An 18,838-nucleotide genomic window follows, 5' to 3' on the forward strand; every position below is an offset into this window, starting at 1 on the left:
GAGATATAGGAAAGTGTTCCGATCCGGTAATCCGCCTCGCATCTCGTTTTAAGGCCTGTGCCAGTGGGGATAACCGGGAGCTCGTATCGGGGTTGGCACTACTGGGAAAATCCTACTCCCGCTGAGGGGATGAGGCCAGCCAGTGCGGGGGTGGAGTCTAATGGAATAGCGATAAAATTGCATGGTAACTGCGGTATTTGGCAATTACTGCCCCGATTTGCCATGTTAAGCTTGCGCCGCAACCCGTAGGAGTACACTTTTCCGCTATGCATATTCATATATTAGGTATTTGCGGCACATTTATGGGCAGCTTGGCCCAGTTGGCAGTGGCGGAAGGCCACCGCGTTACCGGTAGTGATGCCAATGTCTATCCGCCCATGAGCACCCAGTTGCAACTGGCGGGTATCCAGATTACTGAGGGCTATGATGCCGCGCAGCTGGAGCCGGCCCCGGACCTGGTGATTATCGGCAACGCTATGTCCCGGGGGAATCCGGCGGTGGAGGCGGTACTGGAGAAGGGGCTGCCCTATACCTCCGGCGCCCAGTGGTTGTGCGATCACTTCTTGGGCAACCGCTGGGTATTGGCGGTGTCCGGTACCCACGGTAAAACCACCACCGCCAGTATGCTGGCCTGGATTCTGGAAGCGGCAGATATGCAGCCGGGCTTCCTGATCGGCGGGGTGCCGGGTAATTTTGGCGTTTCCGCCCGCTTGGGAGAGTCCCCCTTCTTTATTGTCGAAGCGGATGAATATGACACCGCCTTTTTCGACAAGCGCTCCAAATTTGTACACTACCGCCCGCGCACCGTGATTATCAACAATCTCGAATTTGACCACGCGGATATCTTTGAGGATCTGGCGGCGATCCAGAAACAGTTCCACCACCTGGTGCGCACGGTGCCCGCCAGCGGCCTGATTGTGGCCTCTGCGGAGCAGAATGTAGAGCAGGTGCTGGAGAAAGGCTGCTGGAGTGAAGTGCAGCGGGTCGGCGACGATTGGTGCGCGGTGGATGTCGCCGCCGATGGCAGCCGTTTTAGCGTCCAGTTTGCCGGTGAGACCGTGGCGCGGGTCGAGTGGGACCTGACCGGGCAACACAATGTACAAAATGGCCTCGCTGCGATAGCGGCGGCGCGCCATGTGGGGGTTACCCCGGAATTGAGTGCGGCGGCCCTGGGGCGCTTCCAGGGGGTTAAGCGCCGTATGGAGTGCCTGGGTGAGGTTGCCGGCATCCGTGTCTACGATGATTTTGCTCACCACCCCACGGCGATAGAATCCACTCTGAACGGCCTGCGCGCAAAAGTGGGGCAGGACAAAATTATTGCCCTGATTGAGCCGCGCTCCAACACCATGCGCATGGGGATACACCGGGAGGCCCTGGCCCAGGCCTGCTCCGGGGCTGATATGGTGCTGTGGTATCAGCCCCAGGGGATGAACTGGTCGCTGGATCAGGTTATCCACGACAGCCCGGTACCGGCAAAAGTGTTTGACTCCGTCGAAAGTGGGGTGGCACTGGCGGTGGAGCTCGCCGCTGAGGGCAGCCATATCGTGGTGATGAGCAACGGCGGCTTTGGCGGTATCCACCAGCGCTTGATCGGCGCCCTGGAACAGAAATACGATCTGTAAGTCAGACAATCACTGCCCTTGCGCCGCCCAGTGTGCGCGGGGCCGAATAAGGGATCGACCTTGCACCAATCCTCTTTCGAAAAAACCGTGACCCTGGCCATGACCGGGGCTTCCGGTGCCCAGTACGGTTTGCGCCTGCTGCAATGCCTGTTGGCGGCGAACGTTCGCGTATGGCTACTGCTGTCCGAGGCGGCCCAGGTGGTGATCAACACCGAAACCGATATGCAGCTGCCCGAGGGCGATGAGCGTGAGTTACAGGCGTTTCTTGCCGAGCGCTTTGCCGCGCAGGCGGGACAGCTGACTCTGTTTAGCAAGCGGGACTGGTTTTCCCCGGTGGCCTCGGGAACCGGAGCTCCGGCCAGTATGGTGATCTGCCCGGCCAGTGGCGGCACCTTGTCGGCGGTGGCCTGCGGGGCCTCGAACAACCTGATTGAGCGGGCCGCCGATGTGGCCCTGAAAGAGCGCCGCCAGTTAATCCTGGTCCCCCGCGAGGCGCCTTACTCCGAGATTCACCTGGAAAATATGCTCAAGCTCACCCGTATGGGAGCGATGATCCTGCCGGCCAGCCCGGGCTTTTACCAGAAGCCCAGCTCGGTCGAAGATATTGTGGACTTCGTGGTGGCGCGGCTTCTCGACCAATTGGGGATAGAGCAGAAACTCCTGCCCAGTTGGGGAGATCAAAATGGTTGAGACGGTAAAGCCGAGTATCACCATTCACTTTTGTGTGCAGTGTAACTGGATGTTGCGCGCTACCTGGATGGCCCAGGAGTTGCTGTACACATTTGCCAGTGATTTAAATCAGGTTGCGTTGCAGCCCGGTAGTGGGGGAGTATTCGAAATTCGGATTGGTGAAAATTTAATCTGGGAGCGCAAGCGCGACGGCGGTTTCCCCGAAGCCAAGGAGCTTAAGCGGCGGGTCAGGGACACCCTGTTTCCCGGCCGTGACCTGGGACATATCGATAAACCCTGAAAAAAGTTTCAATAAAACAGCGCTATGGCAAATTCAGGTTTGCGAAATCATTGCCGGGGCGAACAATGTTTGTGCCGCAATGCGGTCAGTTTTTAGTTTGGATAAGAAGCGGAATTTTATGCTACCAGCTTTACAGAAGTCCTATGAATACCTGGTGACCAAGCGACCCGCTGCGGTGTTGGTGGTGATCGGCTTGTTAACCCTGCTGGCGGCCCTGGGCCTGCCCCGGCTGAAGATCGACGCCTCCGCCGATTCCCTGACATTGGAGGCCGATCAATCCCTGGATTACTTCCGCGAGATTTCCGAGCGCTATGCCAGTGGCGACTTCCTCGTCGTTACCTACCGCTCCAAGACCGGGGACCTGTTCAGCGATGAGTCCCTGCACACCCTGGGCAAGTTGCGGGATCAACTGGCCAGGGTCGACGGTGTGTCCAGTGTGCAGAGCATTCTCGATGTGCCCCTGTTGTACAGCCCCAAACTGGCGCTCACCGATATCAGCGATGAGGTGCGCACCCTCTCCAGGCCCGATGTGGACCGGGATATGGCCCGGCAAGAGTTCCTCTCCAGCCCAATTTATCGGGAGCTGATCCTGAGCCCGGACGGGCAGACAACCGCACTGCTGGCGAACTTAACCCTGGATAGCCGGGGTATTGAGATGGTGCGCGAGCGGGATGCCCTGCGCAGCAAGCGCAATAGCGAGGGCCTGACCCCGCAAGAGGCCGCTCGCCTGGAAGAGATAAGCGCGGTCTACCTGGCCCACCGCACTGAACAGGAGAAAGTGGCTCACCAGCGGGTCGATACGGTGCGCGCTATCCTGGCCGGCTACAGCGGTGAGGCGGAGCTGTTCCTCGGTGGTGTAACCATGATTACCGCCGATATGATTTCGTTTATTAAAAGCGACCTGCTGGTTTTCGGTATCGGTATTCTCGCTTTTATCGTGATCACCCTGCTGCTGATTTTCCGCCAGCCGCGCTGGGTACTGCTGCCGCTGCTGACCTGTGTCACCACTGCGATTGTGATGCTGGGGCTGCTCAGCTGGCTGGACTGGCGACTCACGGTGATCTCGGCCAACTTTGTCGCGCTGCTGCTGATTATCACCCTGGCGATCACCATTCATCTGGCCGTGCGCTACCGGGAATATATCGCCCAGAACCCGGACTGGGATCTTGAAACGCTGGTGTTGCAGACGGTGCGCTTTATGGCCAAGCCCTGTCTGTATACCGCGCTGACCACCATTGTGGCTTTTGCCTCTCTGGTGGTGAGCGGCATCCGCCCGGTAATCGACTTTGGCTGGATGATGACAATGGGGGTGACCGTGGCCCTGCTGCTGTCGTTCCTGATTATTCCCAGCTTCCTGATGCTGCTGCCGAAGCGCGTGGGCAGTGTGAGTGCGGATAACTCGCCACGCATTTACCCTGCAATTTTCCCGCTTTGCCGAGCGCCACAAGTTTGTAGTGCTGGGTATCTCCCTGGTCGCAGCGGTGGTGAGCGTGGTGGGGATTGCGCAGTTGAAAGTGGAAAACCGTTTTATCGATTACTTCGACGATTCCACTGAGATTTACCAGGGCATGCTGGTGATCGACCGCCGCCTGGGCGGCACCGTGACCCTGGATATTATTCTGGATCAGCCCGAGGAGCAGGACGCGGCCTTCGAGGGCGAGGAGGACCCCTTCGCGATGGAAGCCGAGGAAGACCCCTTCGCCGTGGAGGAGGACCCTTTTGCCAGCGATGATCCTTTCGGCAGTGAAGAGGCATCCCCGGAGCAGAGCTACTGGTTTACCGTGGCCGGCTTGAGCAAACTGGAGCAGTTGCACGATTACCTGGAGCAGCAGCCGGAGATTGGCAAGGTGCAATCACTGGCAACCCTGTACAAGGTCGCCAAAGATCTGAAAGGCGGCCCCCTCAATGACTTTGAGCTGGCAGTGGCCAATACCAGCCTGCCGGCAGAAATCCGCTCGGTGCTGGTAAATCCCTACCTGTCGGCGGAGAACAACCAGGCCCGCATTACCCTGCGGGTGATGGAGACAGACCCGACGCTGCGCCGGGATGAATTGATCCAGCGTATCTACAACTACGCCCACAATGAGATGGGTGTAGCCCCGGAAAATATCCACCAGACCGGCCTGCTGGTTCTGTATAACAATATGTTGCAGAGTCTGTTCAAGTCCCAGATTCTGACTTTGGGTGCGGTCTTTGTCGGCATCCTGCTGATGTTCCTGGTGCTGTTCCGCTCCCTGTGGATAGCGCTGATCGCGCTGGTGCCGAATATGTTGGCTGCCTGCGTGGTACTCGGTGGTATGGGGCTCGCGGGTATTCCGCTGGATATGATGACGATTACTATCGCCGCGATTACCGTGGGCATCGGTGTGGATCACGCGATTCACTATCTGTATCGCTTCCGCGCCGAGTTTGCCAAAGACGGCAATTACCTGGCGACCATGCACCGCAGCCATGCCACCATCGGCCGCGCCATGTTCTATACCGCGATTACGATTATTGCCGGTTTCTCAATTCTGGCGCTGTCGAAGTTTGTGCCGTCGATTTACTTCGGCCTGCTCACCGCGCTGGCGATGTCTGCCGCACTGCTGGGTTCCCTGACCCTGCTGCCGCTGTTGCTGGTGATGTTCAAGCCCCTCGGTCGCCAGAGACAGGCCGATGAGGTCGAGCCCGAGGTATCGCTACAGGAGGCGCCGAGCGCCTGAAGAGAAGGAATTTGGAGTACAAAAAAGCCGGGATAATCCCGGCTTTTTTGTGTCTGCTAAACAGCGCGGACTCAGTCCTGGCGGCTGGTGATTTCCAGCAGGTGGTAGCCAAACTGGGTTTTGACCGGGCCGTGCACCTTGTGCAGCTCCTCGGAAAATACGACCTTGTCGAATTCGGGAACCATCATTCCCTTGCTGAAGGAGCCCAGGTCACCGCCGGAACGGCTAGAGGGGCACTGGGAGTACTGCTCGGCAATTTTGCCGAAGTCAGCGCCGTTCTCAATTTGCTGTTTCAGGTCCTGGCACTGCTGCTCACTTTCAACCAGGATGTGACGAGCGGTTGCTGTAGGCATGAAAAATCTCCGTTTGGTCAATTTACCGCAGCAGCTTAAAGGCTGGGTGTTGGGCTTGCCAGAGACAATTGTCCCAAATTGGAAAAACTTACCCCAATTCGGCGGATTGGCGGTAAAAAGTCTGGTGCCCCGCCACAGGCTATCCCCGGGCGGTGGTATCTTTAGGGCACAGCAAAATAATGAGTGACCACCTTGCAACAGATTCCCCTTTTTCCCCTCAGTGTCCCCCTGTATCCCGGTGTAACTTTGCCCCTGCGGATTTTTGAGCAGCGCTATATTCACCTTGTCAGTGAGTCCATGAAAACCAATAGCGGTTTTGGCATTGTATTGATTCGCTCCGGGGGCGAAGTGGGGCGGGCCTCTGTATGGCCTCTCGGCGTGTATGTCGAGATTGTCGACTGGGGGCAGGGCGAGGGGGGGCTGCTGAACGTAGAGGTGAAAGGCCGGCGCCGCTTTCGCATCGTCAGAACCAGTCGCGCAGAAGATGACTTGCTTCTGGGGGAGGTGGAGTGGCTGCCCGAAGACGAGGAAAAGCCGGTTCCGGTGGATTGCGACGGCCTCCTGTCGGTGTTGGAGGAACTCAAGGAGCGGGCGCACACGCTGTCGCTCAAATTTGAACCGGTGGATTCGGCCGACGCGCTCTCCTGGCAGCTGGCACAACTTTTGCCGCTGGAAGACAAGGTGCGCACAGACCTGTTGGCGGTGCGAGATCCGCTTATGCGGCTTGCGACCATCGCGGAGAACCTGGACCGCTGGGCCCGGGAATAGGGCGCTATAAAACCCTGGGGCGCGGCAATCGGCACTTTCAAGCGGATCGCGCTGGGTTATACTGCGCGGCCGACCGGATTTTGCACGGAGAGCCAAGTGACCGCCACAGACACCGCTGATCAGCAATCCACCCGCGCCAAGCTCGAACATATGGGGCGCGCCGCCCGCGCCGCAGCCAGACAGATAGCTGGCGCCGATACCGCCACCAAAAATCGCGCCCTCAAAGCCATCGCCGCCCAACTGGAGGCCCAGCGACCGTCTTTATTAGAGGCCAATGCACTGGATATGCAGGCGGGGCGCGAACGCGGCTTGGACGCGGCTCTGCTCGACCGCCTGGAACTTAACGATGCCCGTATCGACGCTATGATCGAGGGGCTGACCCAGGTTGCAGAACTGCCCGACCCGGTGGGGGAAGTTGCAGACTTGCGCTACCGCCCCAGCGGTATCCAAGTGGGCAAAATGCGTGTGCCCCTGGGGGTGGTGGGCATTATTTATGAGTCCAGACCCAATGTGACCATCGATGCGGCCAGCCTGTGCCTGAAATCCGGCAATGCCACCATTTTGCGTGGGGGCAGTGAAGCGCTGCACTCCAACAAGGCAATTGCCAGCTGTATTGTGGCCGGTCTGCGCGAAGCGGGTTTGCCGGAAACGACGGTGCAGGTTGTGGATACCACCGATCGCGCGGCGGTGGGTGCCCTGATTACCATGCCGGAATATGTGGATGTGATTGTTCCCCGCGGCGGTACGGGCCTGATTGAAAGGATCAGCCGCGAGGCGCGGGTACCGGTGATCAAACACCTGCACGGTGTCTGCCATGTCTATATTGATGACCGTGCCGACCTGCAAAAGGCATTTGATATCGCCCTCAATGCCAAGACTCACCGCTACGGTGTTTGCAACGCCATGGAGACACTTTTAGTTGCCGAGACGGTTGCGGCGGATATACTGCCGCGCTTGGCCAGTGCCTACGGGGAGAAAGGGGTGGAGCTGCGCGGTTGTGACCGCACCCGTGAAATCCTTCCCGACTGTGTTGCGGCGACAGAGGAGGATTGGAGCGAGGAGTACCTGGCCCCGGTTCTCGCCGTGCGGGTTGTCGCGGATATGGCGGCGGCCATGGCGCATGTCGCCCGTTACGGTTCCGGTCATACCGAGGCCATTGTCACCCAGGACTACAGTCGCAGCCGTCGCTTTATGAGTGCTGTGGATGCCAGTTCGGTGATGATTAACGCTTCCACCCGCTTTGCGGATGGTTTCGAATACGGACTGGGGGCGGAAATTGGTATCAGTACTGATAAAATCCATGCCCGTGGCCCGGTTGGTCTGGAGGGACTGACCTCGCAGAAATGGATTGTGTTCGGGGATGGCCATATCCGCCAATAGATATTTTCCCGCAGGCGCTGCGAGCACGAGAGGTAATAGTGGCGAGCAAAAGGCATACACTGGCCCTGTTTGGCGGCACCTTTGATCCGATCCATTTCGGTCATCTGCGCATGGCGCTGGAGCTGCGCCAGCTGCTCGAATTTGATGAGATGCGCCTGCTGCCGAGCCACCAGCCCGCCCACCGGCAGAGCCCCGGGGTCTCCTCCCGCCAGCGCAGCGAAATGCTGGCCCTGGCGCTGGAGGGCTGTGAGGAATTAACTCTGGATGAGCGGGAACTTGTTCGCGGCGGCTCAACCTATACGGTGGATACTCTGGAGGAGCTGCGCAGTGAGCTGGGAGACGAAGTCTCCATCAGTTTCTGTATGGGACTGGACTCCCTGTTGAGTTTGCATCGCTGGCACCGCTGGGAGCGCCTCTTGGAACTGGCGCACTTAGTAGTGGTGACCCGGCCCGGTTGGCATTTGCCGGATCGGGATATTGAAGGGCAGGGGCCCCTTGTCGAGTTGTTGGAGCGCCACCGGGGCACTGCTACAGACTTGCATACCCGGGCCTATGGCTGCCTACTGTTGCGGGAGCAGAGCCTGCTGCCAATTTCCGCGACACAAATTCGCGAATTAATTAAAAGTGGCCAATCGCCACGCTATTTACTGCCGGCCACAGTGTTGCAGTACATAGAAAACCATCGACTTTATACAGAGGTCGCCTCCGGCGACCCGCAATGAATCAAGGTGTTATGACAAATATTAAAGATATCGCTCTCAACGCGCTGGAGGATTTGAAAGGTAAGGATATCGTTGATCTGGATGTCTCCGGACTTTCAGATGTAATGGATAGCCTGCTGATCTGCACCGGTACTTCCAGCCGCCAGGTAAAATCTCTGGCAGAGAACGTTGTGGACGACCTGAAGAAAGAAGGTATCCGCCCTATTGGCGTTGAAGGCGTCGAGCAGGGCGAGTGGGTGTTAGTTGACTATGGCGATCTAGTCGTTCATGTCATGCTCGCCGATGTTCGCGGCTTCTACGACCTGGAGAAACTCTGGTCCATGACGCCGAACACCCGCGACGATGCCGATGGCAGCGATCCACACCGGGATTAATCGCTGTGAAAATCCGCATTCTGGCCGCCGGTGGAAAAATGCCGGCTTGGGTGCAGGAGGGCTACGCTGAGTACGCCAAGCGCCTGCCCCGGGAAATCGCCCTGGAAATGGTGGAAATCCCCCTGGGGCAGCGGGGCCAAAAAAGCTCTGCGGCCCTGATTGAAAAAGCGCGTAAAAAAGAGGGTGAGGCAATGCTCGCCGCTGTGGGCCCTCGGGATCACGTGGTGGCGCTCGATGTGAAAGGCAAGCCCTGGAGCACCGAGCAGCTGTCGACCCAGCTGAGGGATTGGCAGCTACTGGGGGAAAATGTCAGTCTGTTTATCGGTGGGCCCGACGGCTTATCTGAAGACTGCCTCGCCCGCGCGCGCCAGCGCTGGTCCCTGTCCCCACTCACCTTGCCCCACCCGCTGGTGAGAGTGGTTTTGGCGGAACAAATTTATCGCGCCTGGACTCTATTGGCCGGGCACCCCTATCACAAATAATGGGTTTGCGATAAGTCGTGGAGAGATTTGCCGACTCGGTTCTCTCTCCCGGCTCGCCCTGTGTTAATGTAGGATTTAGATTTTTTGCACGCCAGTCAAAAACCATCGACTAGATTCTGATGCCGCACGATTACCGCTTCAAGGTCCCCTTCAAGGCCTCTTTTCAGCCTTCGCCCAAGGACCCGCTCAAGGATCCCCTTACCGAACAGCGGCTGTTTCGCAACCGAATGCTGGTGGCGCTTGTGGGGGTGATCGCTCTGCTGGGGGTTTTAGTTGCGCGCTTTTACAACTTGCAGGTAGTGAATTACGAAGACTACCGCACCGCCTCTGATATTAACCGCATTCAGGTACGCCCGGTCGCGCCGACCCGGGGCTTGATCTACGACCGCAATGGCCTCTTATTGGCGGATAACCGCCCCAGTTACAGCTTGTTGATTGTGAGCGAGCGGGTTCGCGAGATGGACGCCACCCTGGAGCTGATCGGCAACCTGGTGCGGCTCGATGAAAACGATATCGCCAAATTCCGCAAGCGCCTCAAACGCCCGCGCGCCTCATATGCGCCAGTCCCCCTCCGTTTTCGACTGACCGACGATGAAATCGCCCGTATCAGCGTCAATCAATTCCGTATGCCGGGGGTGTCGGTGGGGGCGGAGTTGGTGCGCTACTACCCCCTTGGAGACCTCTTTGCCCACAGTGTGGGCTATATGGGGCGAATCAGTGACCGCGATCTGAGTAATTTTACTGAGGGTGATGTGCGCCGCTATAGCGGTACTCGCAGCATTGGCAAGGTCGGGCTGGAGCGCTCCTACGAGGACCTGCTACTGGGGGAGGTCGGTTATGAGAATGTTGAGGTCAATGCCCATGAGCGGGTATTGCGGGTACTTGAGCGCGAGGACCCCAAGCCCGGTGCGGACCTGGTTCTCAACTTGGATGCGCGCCTGCAACAGGTGGCTTCGGATGCCCTCGGTGACCGCCGCGGTGCGGTGGTCGCGATCGATGTGAACAGCGGTGGCGTGCTGGCGTTTGTCAGTAAGCCGTCCTTCGACCCCAACTTATTTGTGACCGGTATCAGCTTTGCCGACTACCGCGCCCTCAGTGATTCCCTTGATGTCCCCCTGTTTAATCGCGCGGTGCAGGGGCGCTATCCGCCCGGTTCTACGATAAAGCCACTGATGGGATTGGGGGGGCTTCAGGCGGGTATTATCACTCGGGAAACTACCGTCAAGGACCCGGGCTTCTACAAGCTGCCCAACGATCCCCGCATCTACCGCGACCACGTGCGCTGGGGCCACGGCGACAAGGTGGATCTGATACAGGCCACGGCGCAGAGCTGTGATGTCTACTTCTGGGATATGGCGCACCGCTGGGATATCGATGAGATGCACAGCATTGCCACTCATTTTGGCCTGGGCGCCAAGACTGGGATCGATCTGCCGATAGAGAGTTCAGGGTTGTTTCCGTCGCGGGATTGGAAGCGCGGTGCCCGGGGTATGCCCTGGTTTCCCGGCGACAGTTTAAATGCGGTACTGGGGCAGGGCTTTGTCTTGGCGACACCACTGCAATTGGCAGTGATGACGGCAACGATTGCCAATCGCGGTACCCACTACCGCCCGCAGATGGTCAAGTCGATCAATGGGGTGGCGCAGCCCGCAGAGATACTGCACAACTTTGAGGCCCGCCCGGATCACTGGGACCTGGTGTTTGAGGGGATGGAGGCCGTGGTCAACCATCGCACCGGCACCGGCAAGCGGGCCGGCAGAGACTTGGATTTCCGCGTGGCGGGTAAATCCGGTACTGCCCAGGTGGTCGGTATTGCCCAGGGGGCGCGTTATGACTCAGAAGCCCTACAGGAACGCCACCGCGATCACGCTCTGTTTGTGGCCTTTGCCCCGCTGGATAATCCCCGTATTGCCGTCTCTGTGCTGGTTGAAAACGGTGAGGGCGGGGGAAAGGTGGCGGCACCTATAGCGCGGGAGCTATTTGCCGAGTGGGTGCCACGGCAGCAACAAGAGTCGCAGAAAACGGCAGATACGATGAGTTTGAGTGAGGGTGCGGGCAATAATGGCTAGTCGCGACTTTTCCCACCGTTTGTCAGAGGTCCACGGCAGTCTGCGCAAACCGGTCAGTCTCTCCCGTCGTCTGCACATTGATATACCGCTGCTGGTGCTGTTGTTGGTGCTGGCTGCGGTGGGGCTCGGGGTGCTGTACAGCGCCTCCGGCGGCGATATGAACTATGTGCGTCGCCAGTCGATCTTTATGTGCGCGGCTTTTGTCGGCATGTTTATCGTGGCGCAAATTCCCCTCGACTTCTACAGGCGCTGGTCTCCCTGGGCCTATTTGGGCGGCTGTGTGCTCCTGGTCGGGGTGTTGTTTATTGGCACCAAGGCGATGGGCGCACAGCGCTGGCTGGAGATCGGCGGATTTCGCTTCCAGCCATCGGAGGTGATGAAGCTCGGTGTGCCTATGGCGGTGGCGGCTTACCTGCATCGGCGCCGCCTGCCGCCCTCGCTGCCGACAGTGATGGGCGCACTGGCGATTGTAGCGATTCCGGCAGCGCTGATTGTGCGCCAACCGGATTTGGGCACCTCAATCCTGATTGCCGCATCTGGGCTTTTTGCCCTGTACCTGGCGGGGTTGAGCTGGGCGATGATCGGAGCAGCGGCAATGACTTTGTTGGTTGCCGCCTATCCTATCTGGCACTGGGGGCTCCACGATTACCAGCGACAGCGAATTTTGACTCTGCTCAATCCAGACGATGATCGTTTTGGCGCGGGTTGGAATATATTTAACTCCAAGGCAGCTATCGGCTCAGGTGGTGTCTACGGCAAGGGCTACCTTCAGGGCACCCAGTCGCAGCTGGACTTCCTGCCGGAGAGCCACACCGATTTTATTATCGCGGTACTGTCGGAGGAATGGGGGATGCGCGGCGCCTTGTTACTGCTTTTGCTATATGTACTAATTATCTCCCGTGGTATTTATATTAGCTTTATGGCCCAACACGTATTTGGCCGGCTGCTGGCTGGGAGTATAACTCTCACTTTTTTTGTCTATGTCTTTGTAAACATTGGTATGGTTACAGGATTATTGCCGGTGGTCGGTGTACCTTTGCCCGTGATCAGTTATGGCGGGACATCCCTAATTACGTTGATGGCCGGGTTTGGCCTGCTGATGGCTGTTGCGACTGAGCGGCGCCGAGTACATTTTTAATAGGCGCTTTAAGGAAATTAATCGGATTTTAGAGACGCGAGATGAAGACAGGAGTGGTCGTTTTGAAGTGGACCTCGGGATTATTGATCGGGATGGGCCTGGCCCTCGCCGCCTGTGCAAAGGAGCCTGGTCACGGTGACAACCAGCAGGCGCAGGAATTCGTCGATTATATGGTGCAGGAGCACGATTTTAACCGCGAAGAAATGCAGCAGCTGATGCGCGAGGCAAAGCGCAAGGATGCCATTCTCAAGGCGATTAAACGCCCCGCCGAGAAGGCCAAGCCCTGGTATGAATACCGCAAAATGTTCATCACTCCGAGGAGTATTGCCGGTGGCGTGGACTTTTGGGATCAGAATGCCGAGGCCCTGGCTGAGGCTGAAAAAAAATATGGCGTACCCGCCGAGATGATCGTTGCCATTATCGGTATTGAGACCCGCTACGGTGGCAATATGGGCGGCTACCGGGTGCTGGATGCGCTCTCCACCCTGGCGTTCAACTACCCCCGCCGCTCGGCGTTTTTTACCAAAGAGCTGGAGAATTACCTGCTGCTGACCCGCGAGCAGGATATGGACCCGCTGGCTCTTAAGGGCTCCTATGCCGGCGCTATGGGCTACGGCCAGTTTATGCCTTCCAGCTATCGCTCTTATGCGGTGGACTTTAGCGAAGACGGCAAGGCGGATATCTGGAACGATCCCACCGATGCCATCGGCAGTGTGGCCAACTATTTTGTAAAGCACGGGTGGAAGCCCGGCGAGCCGGTTGCCGTACTGGCGAGCCCGCGCCCCAATGCGGATATGACCATCGTCAACGATACCCTGCGGCCGCAGTGGACGGTGGGCGAGCTGGCGGATAAAGGCTTTAGCGCCACCAGCCAGGTGGCCCCGGAAATGCCCGCCAATGTATTTTCTCTGCAAACGGAGCAGGGCAAACAGTACTGGCTGGGCCTCAACAACTTTGCCACTATCACCCGCTATAATCGCAGTCGTCTCTATGCCATGGCCGTCAACGACCTGGCTCAGGAGATCGTCAAAGCGAGAGGTGGCAAGTCTTAAGGCGGCCTTAGTTGCGCTGCTAAATTCGGTCCAAATGGAGGGAACCATTTGGACTTTTGACGTTCTGACTCTTTCTATCTTATTTCGCAGTACCAGATAATAACGGTTTGGAGACGGCAGCAATCGCGCGCCGGGGGGATTATGTTTCAGTGCAAAGCGCGTTGGGGAGTGGCCCTGGCGGTCCTGATATTGGCGGCCTGTAGTAGCCCGCAGCCAAAACCGCAGAAAAGCCAAAATACCACGCCGGATTTTAATAGTCTTAAAGATAGCGGCCCTTCCACACCGGTGAATATGCAAGCCGCCCCAGAGCCTATCCCTGTGCGCGAGCCTATCGGTGATGCGGGCAATAAATCCCCCTACAAGGTCAACGGCGTCACCTATCGTGTGCGCAATGATGTCAAAGGTTACAAAGAGGTGGGGCACGCCTCCTGGTACGGGACAAAATTCCACGGCCGGCGCACCGCAAATGGCGAGATCTACAATATGTACGCCATGTCTGCCGCCCACAAAACGCTGCCGCTGCCCAGTTACGCCAAGGTGACCAATCTCGACAATGGCCGCAGTATTATTGTGCGGGTAAACGATCGGGGCCCCTTTGTGCACGGGCGAATTATCGACCTGAGTTATACCGCTGCACAGAAGCTCGGCTATCTGGATCAAGGCGTTGCCCGGGTTGAGGTGGAAGCGCTGGACCCGGCCTCACTGCCCGCTGCCAATGAAGTGCTGGCCAACAGCGATGGCACTGCGGGCTTGGCAGAAGATACGACTATTAAACTGCCCGATAATACCTATTTGCAGGTCGGCGCCTATAGCAACGCAACACAGGCCCGGGAGATTCGCGCCCAGTTGGCCGCTGCCATTGACTATCCTGTTGCGGTTAGTTCTGTTCAGCGCGGCGGCAAGACTTTTTATCGGGTGCGAATAGGCCCGCTAACCCAACAGCGAGCCCTGGCAACTGCGCGGGAAACGGTTGAGCAAAAACAGCTTGGCCAGCCACAGGTTGTTTATGAATAATGTTTTTGGGCTTATGGGCATCAATGCGGTGGGGTAAATCTCCCCAGATGCTCTATGACTATTCCGGCGGGCGATAGTCATTTGAATACCCATTCACAAAATACTGCGCACTGGCGCCTTTTTTCTTGTATTTTGTAATCTTGTAATGATGGGCGGCGTTTGGTGACAAGCTGTAGCGCCGCTGATTAACCCTGTAGTCTTCGTTGCAGGTTAGTCCATAGCCAACGAAAACGAGGAATGACGAGACATATACCTATGATGACACGGATTATCGCCTGTTCTTTCCTGTTGTTCTGTGCGGGCCTGGCCCAGGCGCAATCTCTTATCCCGGCACCGCCCCAGCTGGCGGCCAAGTCTTACCTGCTGCTGGATGCCAATACCGGCCAAGTATTGGTTGAGCACGAGGCGGATACCCAGCTCCCCCCGGCGAGCCTTACCAAAATGATGACGGCTTATATCGTCTCTGAGGAAATCCTGAAAGGGAGTATCAAAGAGAACGATATGGTGCGCATTTCCGAGAAGGCCTGGCGCAAGGGCGGCTCGAAGATGTTCGTCAAAGTGGGTGACCAGGTGCCGGTGATCGACTTGATGCGCGGTGTCATTATCCAGTCCGGCAATGATGCCAGTATCGCCCTGGCCGAGCATGTGTCCGGTAGCGAAGAAGTCTTCGCCGAGGTGATGAACCAGCAGGCCGAACTGCTGGGCATGGAGCATACCCACTTCGTCAATGCGACCGGCTGGCCAGCTGAGGGGCATTTGACCACTGCCCGCGACCTGGGCATTTTGGCCCGCGCACTGGTGATGGATCACCCGGAACACTACGACATTTACTCCGAGAAATACTTCAGCTATTCCGGTATTAACCAGCCCAACCGCAACCGCCTGTTGTGGCGCGACTCCTCTGTCGACGGTATCAAGACCGGTCATACAGAAGAGGCCGGCTACTGCCTGGTAGCTTCGGCGATGAAGCGCGGTATGCGCCTGATCGCGATCGTGGTGGGCACCGATAGCGATGAAAAACGCGCTTCCGAGACCCAAAAACTGCTGGCTTACGGCTTCCGCTACTACCAGACCCACAAGGTCTACGGCCAGGGTGAAGAGCTGCAAACCGAGCGTGTCTGGGGCGGGGAAGAGCCCAGCGTGGGCATTGCCGTAGCCAAAGACGTGTTTGTCACTATCCCCCGTGGTGGTGAGGACAGCATTAAAGCGGACCTGATTGTGGCCGGTGAGCTGGAAGCGCCTGTGCAGAAGGGTCAGCCGGTAGGTAAAGTGGTTGTGACCCTGGACGGCGAAACCGTTGCCGACGTTAAGGCGGTTGCCGCCGAAGATGTGGAGCGCGCCGGTTTCTTTAAGCGTATGTGGGACTCCATCAAGCGCTTTATGATGGGCTTTTTCAGCTGATTTCGGCCTCGGGGATGGGAATGATTCCCATCCCTGTCCATCCCTCCCTACACCTCTGTCCACTTCCCCTTCTGCTTACTGTCCACTGCTGTTTAGCCGCTGTATAATCGCCGCCCGGCTGTGCTCAAGCTTTTCTCAATATCTAGCAGCCCGTTCCCGGAGAGTGGTATGAGTCAAGATCCCAATCAAAAAGCCCCAAAAATCGAATTCCCTTGTGAAGACTATATGATCAAGGTGGTGCGCGATGCCAATAATGACGCGCACGAGTTTGTACTGGAAGTGATGCGCCGCCATGCCCCCGGCTTGGATGAAGAGCGTATTACCCTGCGCGATAGCAGCACCGGTAAATTTACTTCTATGACCTTCTTTATCCTCGCCACCGGTGAGGAGCAACTCAAAGCATTGTTTGAAGAGTTGAAGCAGCACCCCGCTGTACATATGGTGCTCTGATGACCATTGTTCGCAATCTGGCGCGGCGAGATTACAAGAGCGTCTGGCAGGCCATGTCGCACTATACCGATAGTCGCGATAGTGAGAGTGCCGACGAGATCTGGTGCGTAGAACACGAGCCGGTTTTCACTCAGGGCCAGGCCGGCAAGGCTGAGCACCTGTTGAATACCGGTGATATTCCCGTGGTCCAGGTGGACCGGGGCGGGCAGGTGACATATCACGGCCCCGGCCAGCTGGTGGTGTATCCACTGCTGGATTTGCGCAGGGCCAAAATTGGTGTGCGCGAGCTGGTCTCGGCACTGGAAACCGCCACTGTGGCGATGCTGGCAAATTTTGCGATCGCCGCAGCCCCCAGGGCCGATGCACCGGGGGTTTATCTCACCGAAGGGCCCCGCGCGGGCAATAAAATTGCCTCTATCGGTCTGCGCGTAAGGCGGGGGTGTAGCTTCCACGGTATTGCGATCAATATCGATATGGATCTGGCCCCCTTCCTGCGGATTAACCCCTGTGGTTATGCCGGAATGCAGATGGTGCAGATGGCGGAGATATTGGAGCCTACCCCCGAGTGGGGACAGGTTGCTGAGATTTTTGTGCGCGAGTTACTCCGCGCGCTTCGGTTGTCTGACGCCCAGTGGCAACCCATCGATGAAAAAGAATTTGCGCAACTGAGCGCAGAACCGCAGGAATAAATTAATGGCTGATAAACCCGATCTGGTGCCTGTAAAGCGCACTCGCCGCCTCCAGCAGGGGGAGAAACTCCGCGATGGCGATAAGGTAGAGCGTATCCCGGTGAAAGTAATCGCCAGTGATAACCTGCTGCGCAAACCCGACTGGATTCGCGTAAAGGTGCCGGCGTCAAAAGAAGTGGATCGCATCAAGAGTATCCTCCGCTCACAGAAGCTCTCCACGGTTTGTGAAGAGGCGAGCTGCCCCAACTTGGGCGAGTGTTTTAGTAACGGCACCGCGACCTTTATGATCATGGGGGAAATTTGTACCCGTCGTTGCCCCTTCTGCGATGTGGGCCACGGTAAGCCCAACCCGCTGGACCCGGAAGAGCCAAAGAACCTGGCGGATGCCATTGCGGCGATGAGCTTGCGCTATGTGGTGATTACCTCAGTGGATCGCGATGACTTGCGCGATGGCGGTGCCGAGCACTTTGCCCACTGTATTCGTGAATCCAGAGCGCAGTCGCCCAATTTACAGGTGGAAATTCTTACCCCGGATTTTCGCGGTCGTATGGATGTGGCCCTGGATATCCTGGAGAAGGAAGCTCCGGATGTGTTTAACCACAATTTGGAAACGGTACCTCGCCTGTATAAAGAGTCCCGCCCCGGCGCCAATTACAAGTGGTCTCTAAAGCTGTTGCAGGAATTTAAGAAGCGCCGCCCTGATGTGCTGACCAAGTCTGGCTTGATGGTTGGCCTGGGTGAAGAGAAAGAGGAAATTTTCCAGGTAATGGACGATATGCGCGAGCACGATATCGATATGCTCACTATCGGCCAGTACTTGCAGCCCAGTAAGGAGCACTTGCCGGTACAGCGCTACGTTCACCCGGACGAGTTTGAAGAGTATCGCCGTTACGCCGAGAAAATCGGCTTTAAACACGCGGCTTGCGGCCCATTGGTGCGCTCTTCTTACCACGCTGACAAGCAGGCCCACGGAGAGAAGGTGGGCTGATTCGGGCTTTTAATTTGATTTTTTTAAGGGTGCTTTTATGCACCCTTTTTTATTTTTGGGTTACTAATCTTCAGTTTTTTATTAGCGCTGGGTTTTTTAGGGGGTTGACCAGCGCAGAGTTCAACGAGTTGTTTTTCTACAGTTGTGCAGGTTATCACTATAAGTTGAAATAATAGTATCTGTTTGTTCAGTATTAATTAAATATTCTGTCTCTCTCAATTCTGATCTGAATAAGATAATCGAAAATTTCGGCGCTCTAATAGAGGTTGCTTAGTGAGAGTGGCCGTAAAATGGAGGGCAATTGGTTTTTGCTGGAGAGCTGCCTGGCTGATCCCCAGTTTTGAATATCTTCGAATAGCGTACTTACAGTACAACCTCTCTGCGGCATTGCTTTAAGTTATGCCTGAATGTCGCTGATTTCAACTTAACGAGCGTAGTCTAGGCTTGTCCCCTGAAGGCTTATTTAGGGGATTGCCCCTATGTGACTATTCAGCCGCTTTCTGCCGGGGGATAACAGGAATTGCACTAATAGCAGATCTTCAGTAACTTTACAGAAAACAATAACTGTCAGAGATACTACCCTACCCGGGTGTCTCATCTGCCATATTCAAAAGACGGATCTAATCAAACTGGGCAAAAGTCGTTATTTAATTACTTTATGGAG

At 56.9% G+C, this 18,838-nt stretch carries 17 protein-coding genes and 1 pseudogene; 17 read left to right on the forward strand and 1 reads right to left on the reverse strand.

All coding sequences use genetic code 11. The annotated features are described in order from the left end of the window. Positions 1-266 precede the first annotated feature (266 nt). The 4 genes and pseudogenes from mpl (at position 267) to ACJJIK_RS19335 (ending at position 5,294) form a co-directional block, all read left to right on the forward strand. The gene (gene mpl / locus ACJJIK_RS19320) at positions 267-1,622 is read left to right on the forward strand and encodes a UDP-N-acetylmuramate:L-alanyl-gamma-D-glutamyl-meso-diaminopimelate ligase (RefSeq protein ID WP_444929866.1); all 1,356 of its coding nucleotides are present in this window, start codon (positions 267-269) and stop codon (positions 1,620-1,622) included. A 99-nt stretch (positions 1,623-1,721) separates the two neighbouring features. Then, the gene (locus ACJJIK_RS19325; protein WP_444945088.1) at positions 1,722-2,312 is read left to right on the forward strand and encodes a flavin prenyltransferase UbiX; all 591 of its coding nucleotides are present in this window, start codon (positions 1,722-1,724) and stop codon (positions 2,310-2,312) included. Continuing rightward, the gene (locus tag ACJJIK_RS19330) at positions 2,305-2,592 is read left to right on the forward strand and encodes a SelT/SelW/SelH family protein (RefSeq protein ID WP_444929867.1); all 288 of its coding nucleotides are present in this window, start codon (positions 2,305-2,307) and stop codon (positions 2,590-2,592) included. The genes ACJJIK_RS19325 and ACJJIK_RS19330 overlap by 8 nt, the downstream gene beginning before the upstream one ends. A gap of 118 nt (positions 2,593-2,710) precedes the next feature. Next, positions 2,711-5,294: pseudogene (locus tag ACJJIK_RS19335) on the forward strand (efflux RND transporter permease subunit). A gap of 71 nt (positions 5,295-5,365) precedes the next feature. On the opposite strand, the gene ACJJIK_RS19340 reads toward ACJJIK_RS19335, so the two are convergent. Next, positions 5,366-5,647, reverse strand: a complete 282-nt coding sequence (locus ACJJIK_RS19340; protein ID WP_108734321.1) for a peptidylprolyl isomerase — start codon at positions 5,645-5,647, stop codon at positions 5,366-5,368. A 183-nt stretch (positions 5,648-5,830) separates the two neighbouring features. Here ACJJIK_RS19340 and ACJJIK_RS19345 point away from each other — a divergent pair, with 183 nt between their 5' ends. The 13 genes from ACJJIK_RS19345 (at position 5,831) to lipA (ending at position 18,174) form a co-directional block, all read left to right on the forward strand. Then, positions 5,831-6,415, forward strand: a complete 585-nt coding sequence (locus ACJJIK_RS19345) for an LON peptidase substrate-binding domain-containing protein (protein WP_444929869.1) — start codon at positions 5,831-5,833, stop codon at positions 6,413-6,415. A gap of 96 nt (positions 6,416-6,511) precedes the next feature. After that, positions 6,512-7,795: a glutamate-5-semialdehyde dehydrogenase gene (locus ACJJIK_RS19350; protein ID WP_444943605.1), complete on the forward strand. Its 1,284-nt coding sequence runs from the start codon at positions 6,512-6,514 to the stop codon at positions 7,793-7,795. Positions 7,796-7,833: 38 nt separating this feature from the next. Beyond that, positions 7,834-8,517, forward strand: coding sequence for a nicotinate-nucleotide adenylyltransferase (gene nadD, locus ACJJIK_RS19355; RefSeq protein ID WP_444943606.1), 684 nt, complete (start codon positions 7,834-7,836; stop codon positions 8,515-8,517). Continuing rightward, positions 8,514-8,891: a ribosome silencing factor gene (rsfS, locus tag ACJJIK_RS19360; RefSeq protein WP_444929872.1), complete on the forward strand. Its 378-nt coding sequence runs from the start codon at positions 8,514-8,516 to the stop codon at positions 8,889-8,891. Before nadD ends, rsfS begins: the two co-directional genes overlap by 4 nt. A 5-nt stretch (positions 8,892-8,896) precedes the next feature. Next, positions 8,897-9,373, forward strand: coding sequence for a 23S rRNA (pseudouridine(1915)-N(3))-methyltransferase RlmH (gene rlmH, locus ACJJIK_RS19365; protein ID WP_444929873.1), 477 nt, complete (start codon positions 8,897-8,899; stop codon positions 9,371-9,373). A 227-nt stretch (positions 9,374-9,600) separates the two neighbouring features. Continuing rightward, complete coding sequence (mrdA, locus tag ACJJIK_RS19370) at positions 9,601-11,442, forward strand: penicillin-binding protein 2 (RefSeq protein WP_444932383.1); 1,842 nt, start codon at positions 9,601-9,603, stop codon at positions 11,440-11,442. Continuing rightward, entirely contained in the window at positions 11,435-12,580 is a 1,146-nt protein-coding gene (gene rodA / locus ACJJIK_RS19375; protein WP_444943607.1) for a rod shape-determining protein RodA, read from the forward strand. Before mrdA ends, rodA begins: the two co-directional genes overlap by 8 nt. Positions 12,581-12,621: 41 nt before the next feature. Further along, on the forward strand, positions 12,622-13,632 hold the full coding sequence (mltB, locus tag ACJJIK_RS19380) for a lytic murein transglycosylase B (RefSeq protein ID WP_444943608.1): 1,011 nt from the start codon (positions 12,622-12,624) through the stop codon (positions 13,630-13,632). Positions 13,633-13,773: 141 nt separating this feature from the next. Beyond that, entirely contained in the window at positions 13,774-14,646 is an 873-nt protein-coding gene (locus ACJJIK_RS19385) for a septal ring lytic transglycosylase RlpA family protein (protein WP_444943609.1), read from the forward strand. A 255-nt stretch (positions 14,647-14,901) separates the two neighbouring features. Next, positions 14,902-16,047, forward strand: coding sequence for a D-alanyl-D-alanine carboxypeptidase family protein (locus ACJJIK_RS19390; RefSeq protein ID WP_444932384.1), 1,146 nt, complete (start codon positions 14,902-14,904; stop codon positions 16,045-16,047). A 168-nt stretch (positions 16,048-16,215) separates the two neighbouring features. Then, entirely contained in the window at positions 16,216-16,497 is a 282-nt protein-coding gene (locus ACJJIK_RS19395) for an HP0495 family protein (protein ID WP_444929877.1), read from the forward strand. Continuing rightward, entirely contained in the window at positions 16,497-17,186 is a 690-nt protein-coding gene (lipB, locus tag ACJJIK_RS19400) for a lipoyl(octanoyl) transferase LipB (RefSeq protein WP_444929878.1), read from the forward strand. Before ACJJIK_RS19395 ends, lipB begins: the two co-directional genes overlap by 1 nt. A gap of 4 nt (positions 17,187-17,190) precedes the next feature. After that, entirely contained in the window at positions 17,191-18,174 is a 984-nt protein-coding gene (lipA, locus tag ACJJIK_RS19405; RefSeq protein WP_444929879.1) for a lipoyl synthase, read from the forward strand. The last annotated feature ends 664 nt before the right edge of the window (positions 18,175-18,838 follow it).

The organism is Microbulbifer regidiadema (SeqCode) (genome assembly GCF_052466995.1).

Bases quoted from the DNA above. Each gene is read 5' to 3' on its own strand.
- mpl (WP_444929866.1), top strand. From the start codon at position 267: ATGCATATTCATATATTAGGTATTTGCGGCACATTTATGGGCAGCTTG.
- ACJJIK_RS19325 (WP_444945088.1), top strand. From the start codon at position 1,722: ATGACCGGGGCTTCCGGTGCCCAGTACGGTTTGCGCCTGCTGCAATGC.
- ACJJIK_RS19330 (WP_444929867.1), top strand. From the start codon at position 2,305: ATGGTTGAGACGGTAAAGCCGAGTATCACCATTCACTTTTGTGTGCAG.
- ACJJIK_RS19340 (WP_108734321.1), bottom strand. From the start codon at position 5,647: ATGCCTACAGCAACCGCTCGTCACATCCTGGTTGAAAGTGAGCAGCAG.
- rsfS (WP_444929872.1), top strand. From the start codon at position 8,514: ATGAATCAAGGTGTTATGACAAATATTAAAGATATCGCTCTCAACGCG.
- mrdA (WP_444932383.1), top strand. From the start codon at position 9,601: ATGCTGGTGGCGCTTGTGGGGGTGATCGCTCTGCTGGGGGTTTTAGTT.
- rodA (WP_444943607.1), top strand. From the start codon at position 11,435: ATGGCTAGTCGCGACTTTTCCCACCGTTTGTCAGAGGTCCACGGCAGT.
- mltB (WP_444943608.1), top strand. From the start codon at position 12,622: ATGAAGACAGGAGTGGTCGTTTTGAAGTGGACCTCGGGATTATTGATC.
- ACJJIK_RS19385 (WP_444943609.1), top strand. From the start codon at position 13,774: ATGTTTCAGTGCAAAGCGCGTTGGGGAGTGGCCCTGGCGGTCCTGATA.
- ACJJIK_RS19390 (WP_444932384.1), top strand. From the start codon at position 14,902: ATGATGACACGGATTATCGCCTGTTCTTTCCTGTTGTTCTGTGCGGGC.
- ACJJIK_RS19395 (WP_444929877.1), top strand. From the start codon at position 16,216: ATGAGTCAAGATCCCAATCAAAAAGCCCCAAAAATCGAATTCCCTTGT.
- lipB (WP_444929878.1), top strand. From the start codon at position 16,497: ATGACCATTGTTCGCAATCTGGCGCGGCGAGATTACAAGAGCGTCTGG.
- lipA (WP_444929879.1), top strand. From the start codon at position 17,191: ATGGCTGATAAACCCGATCTGGTGCCTGTAAAGCGCACTCGCCGCCTC.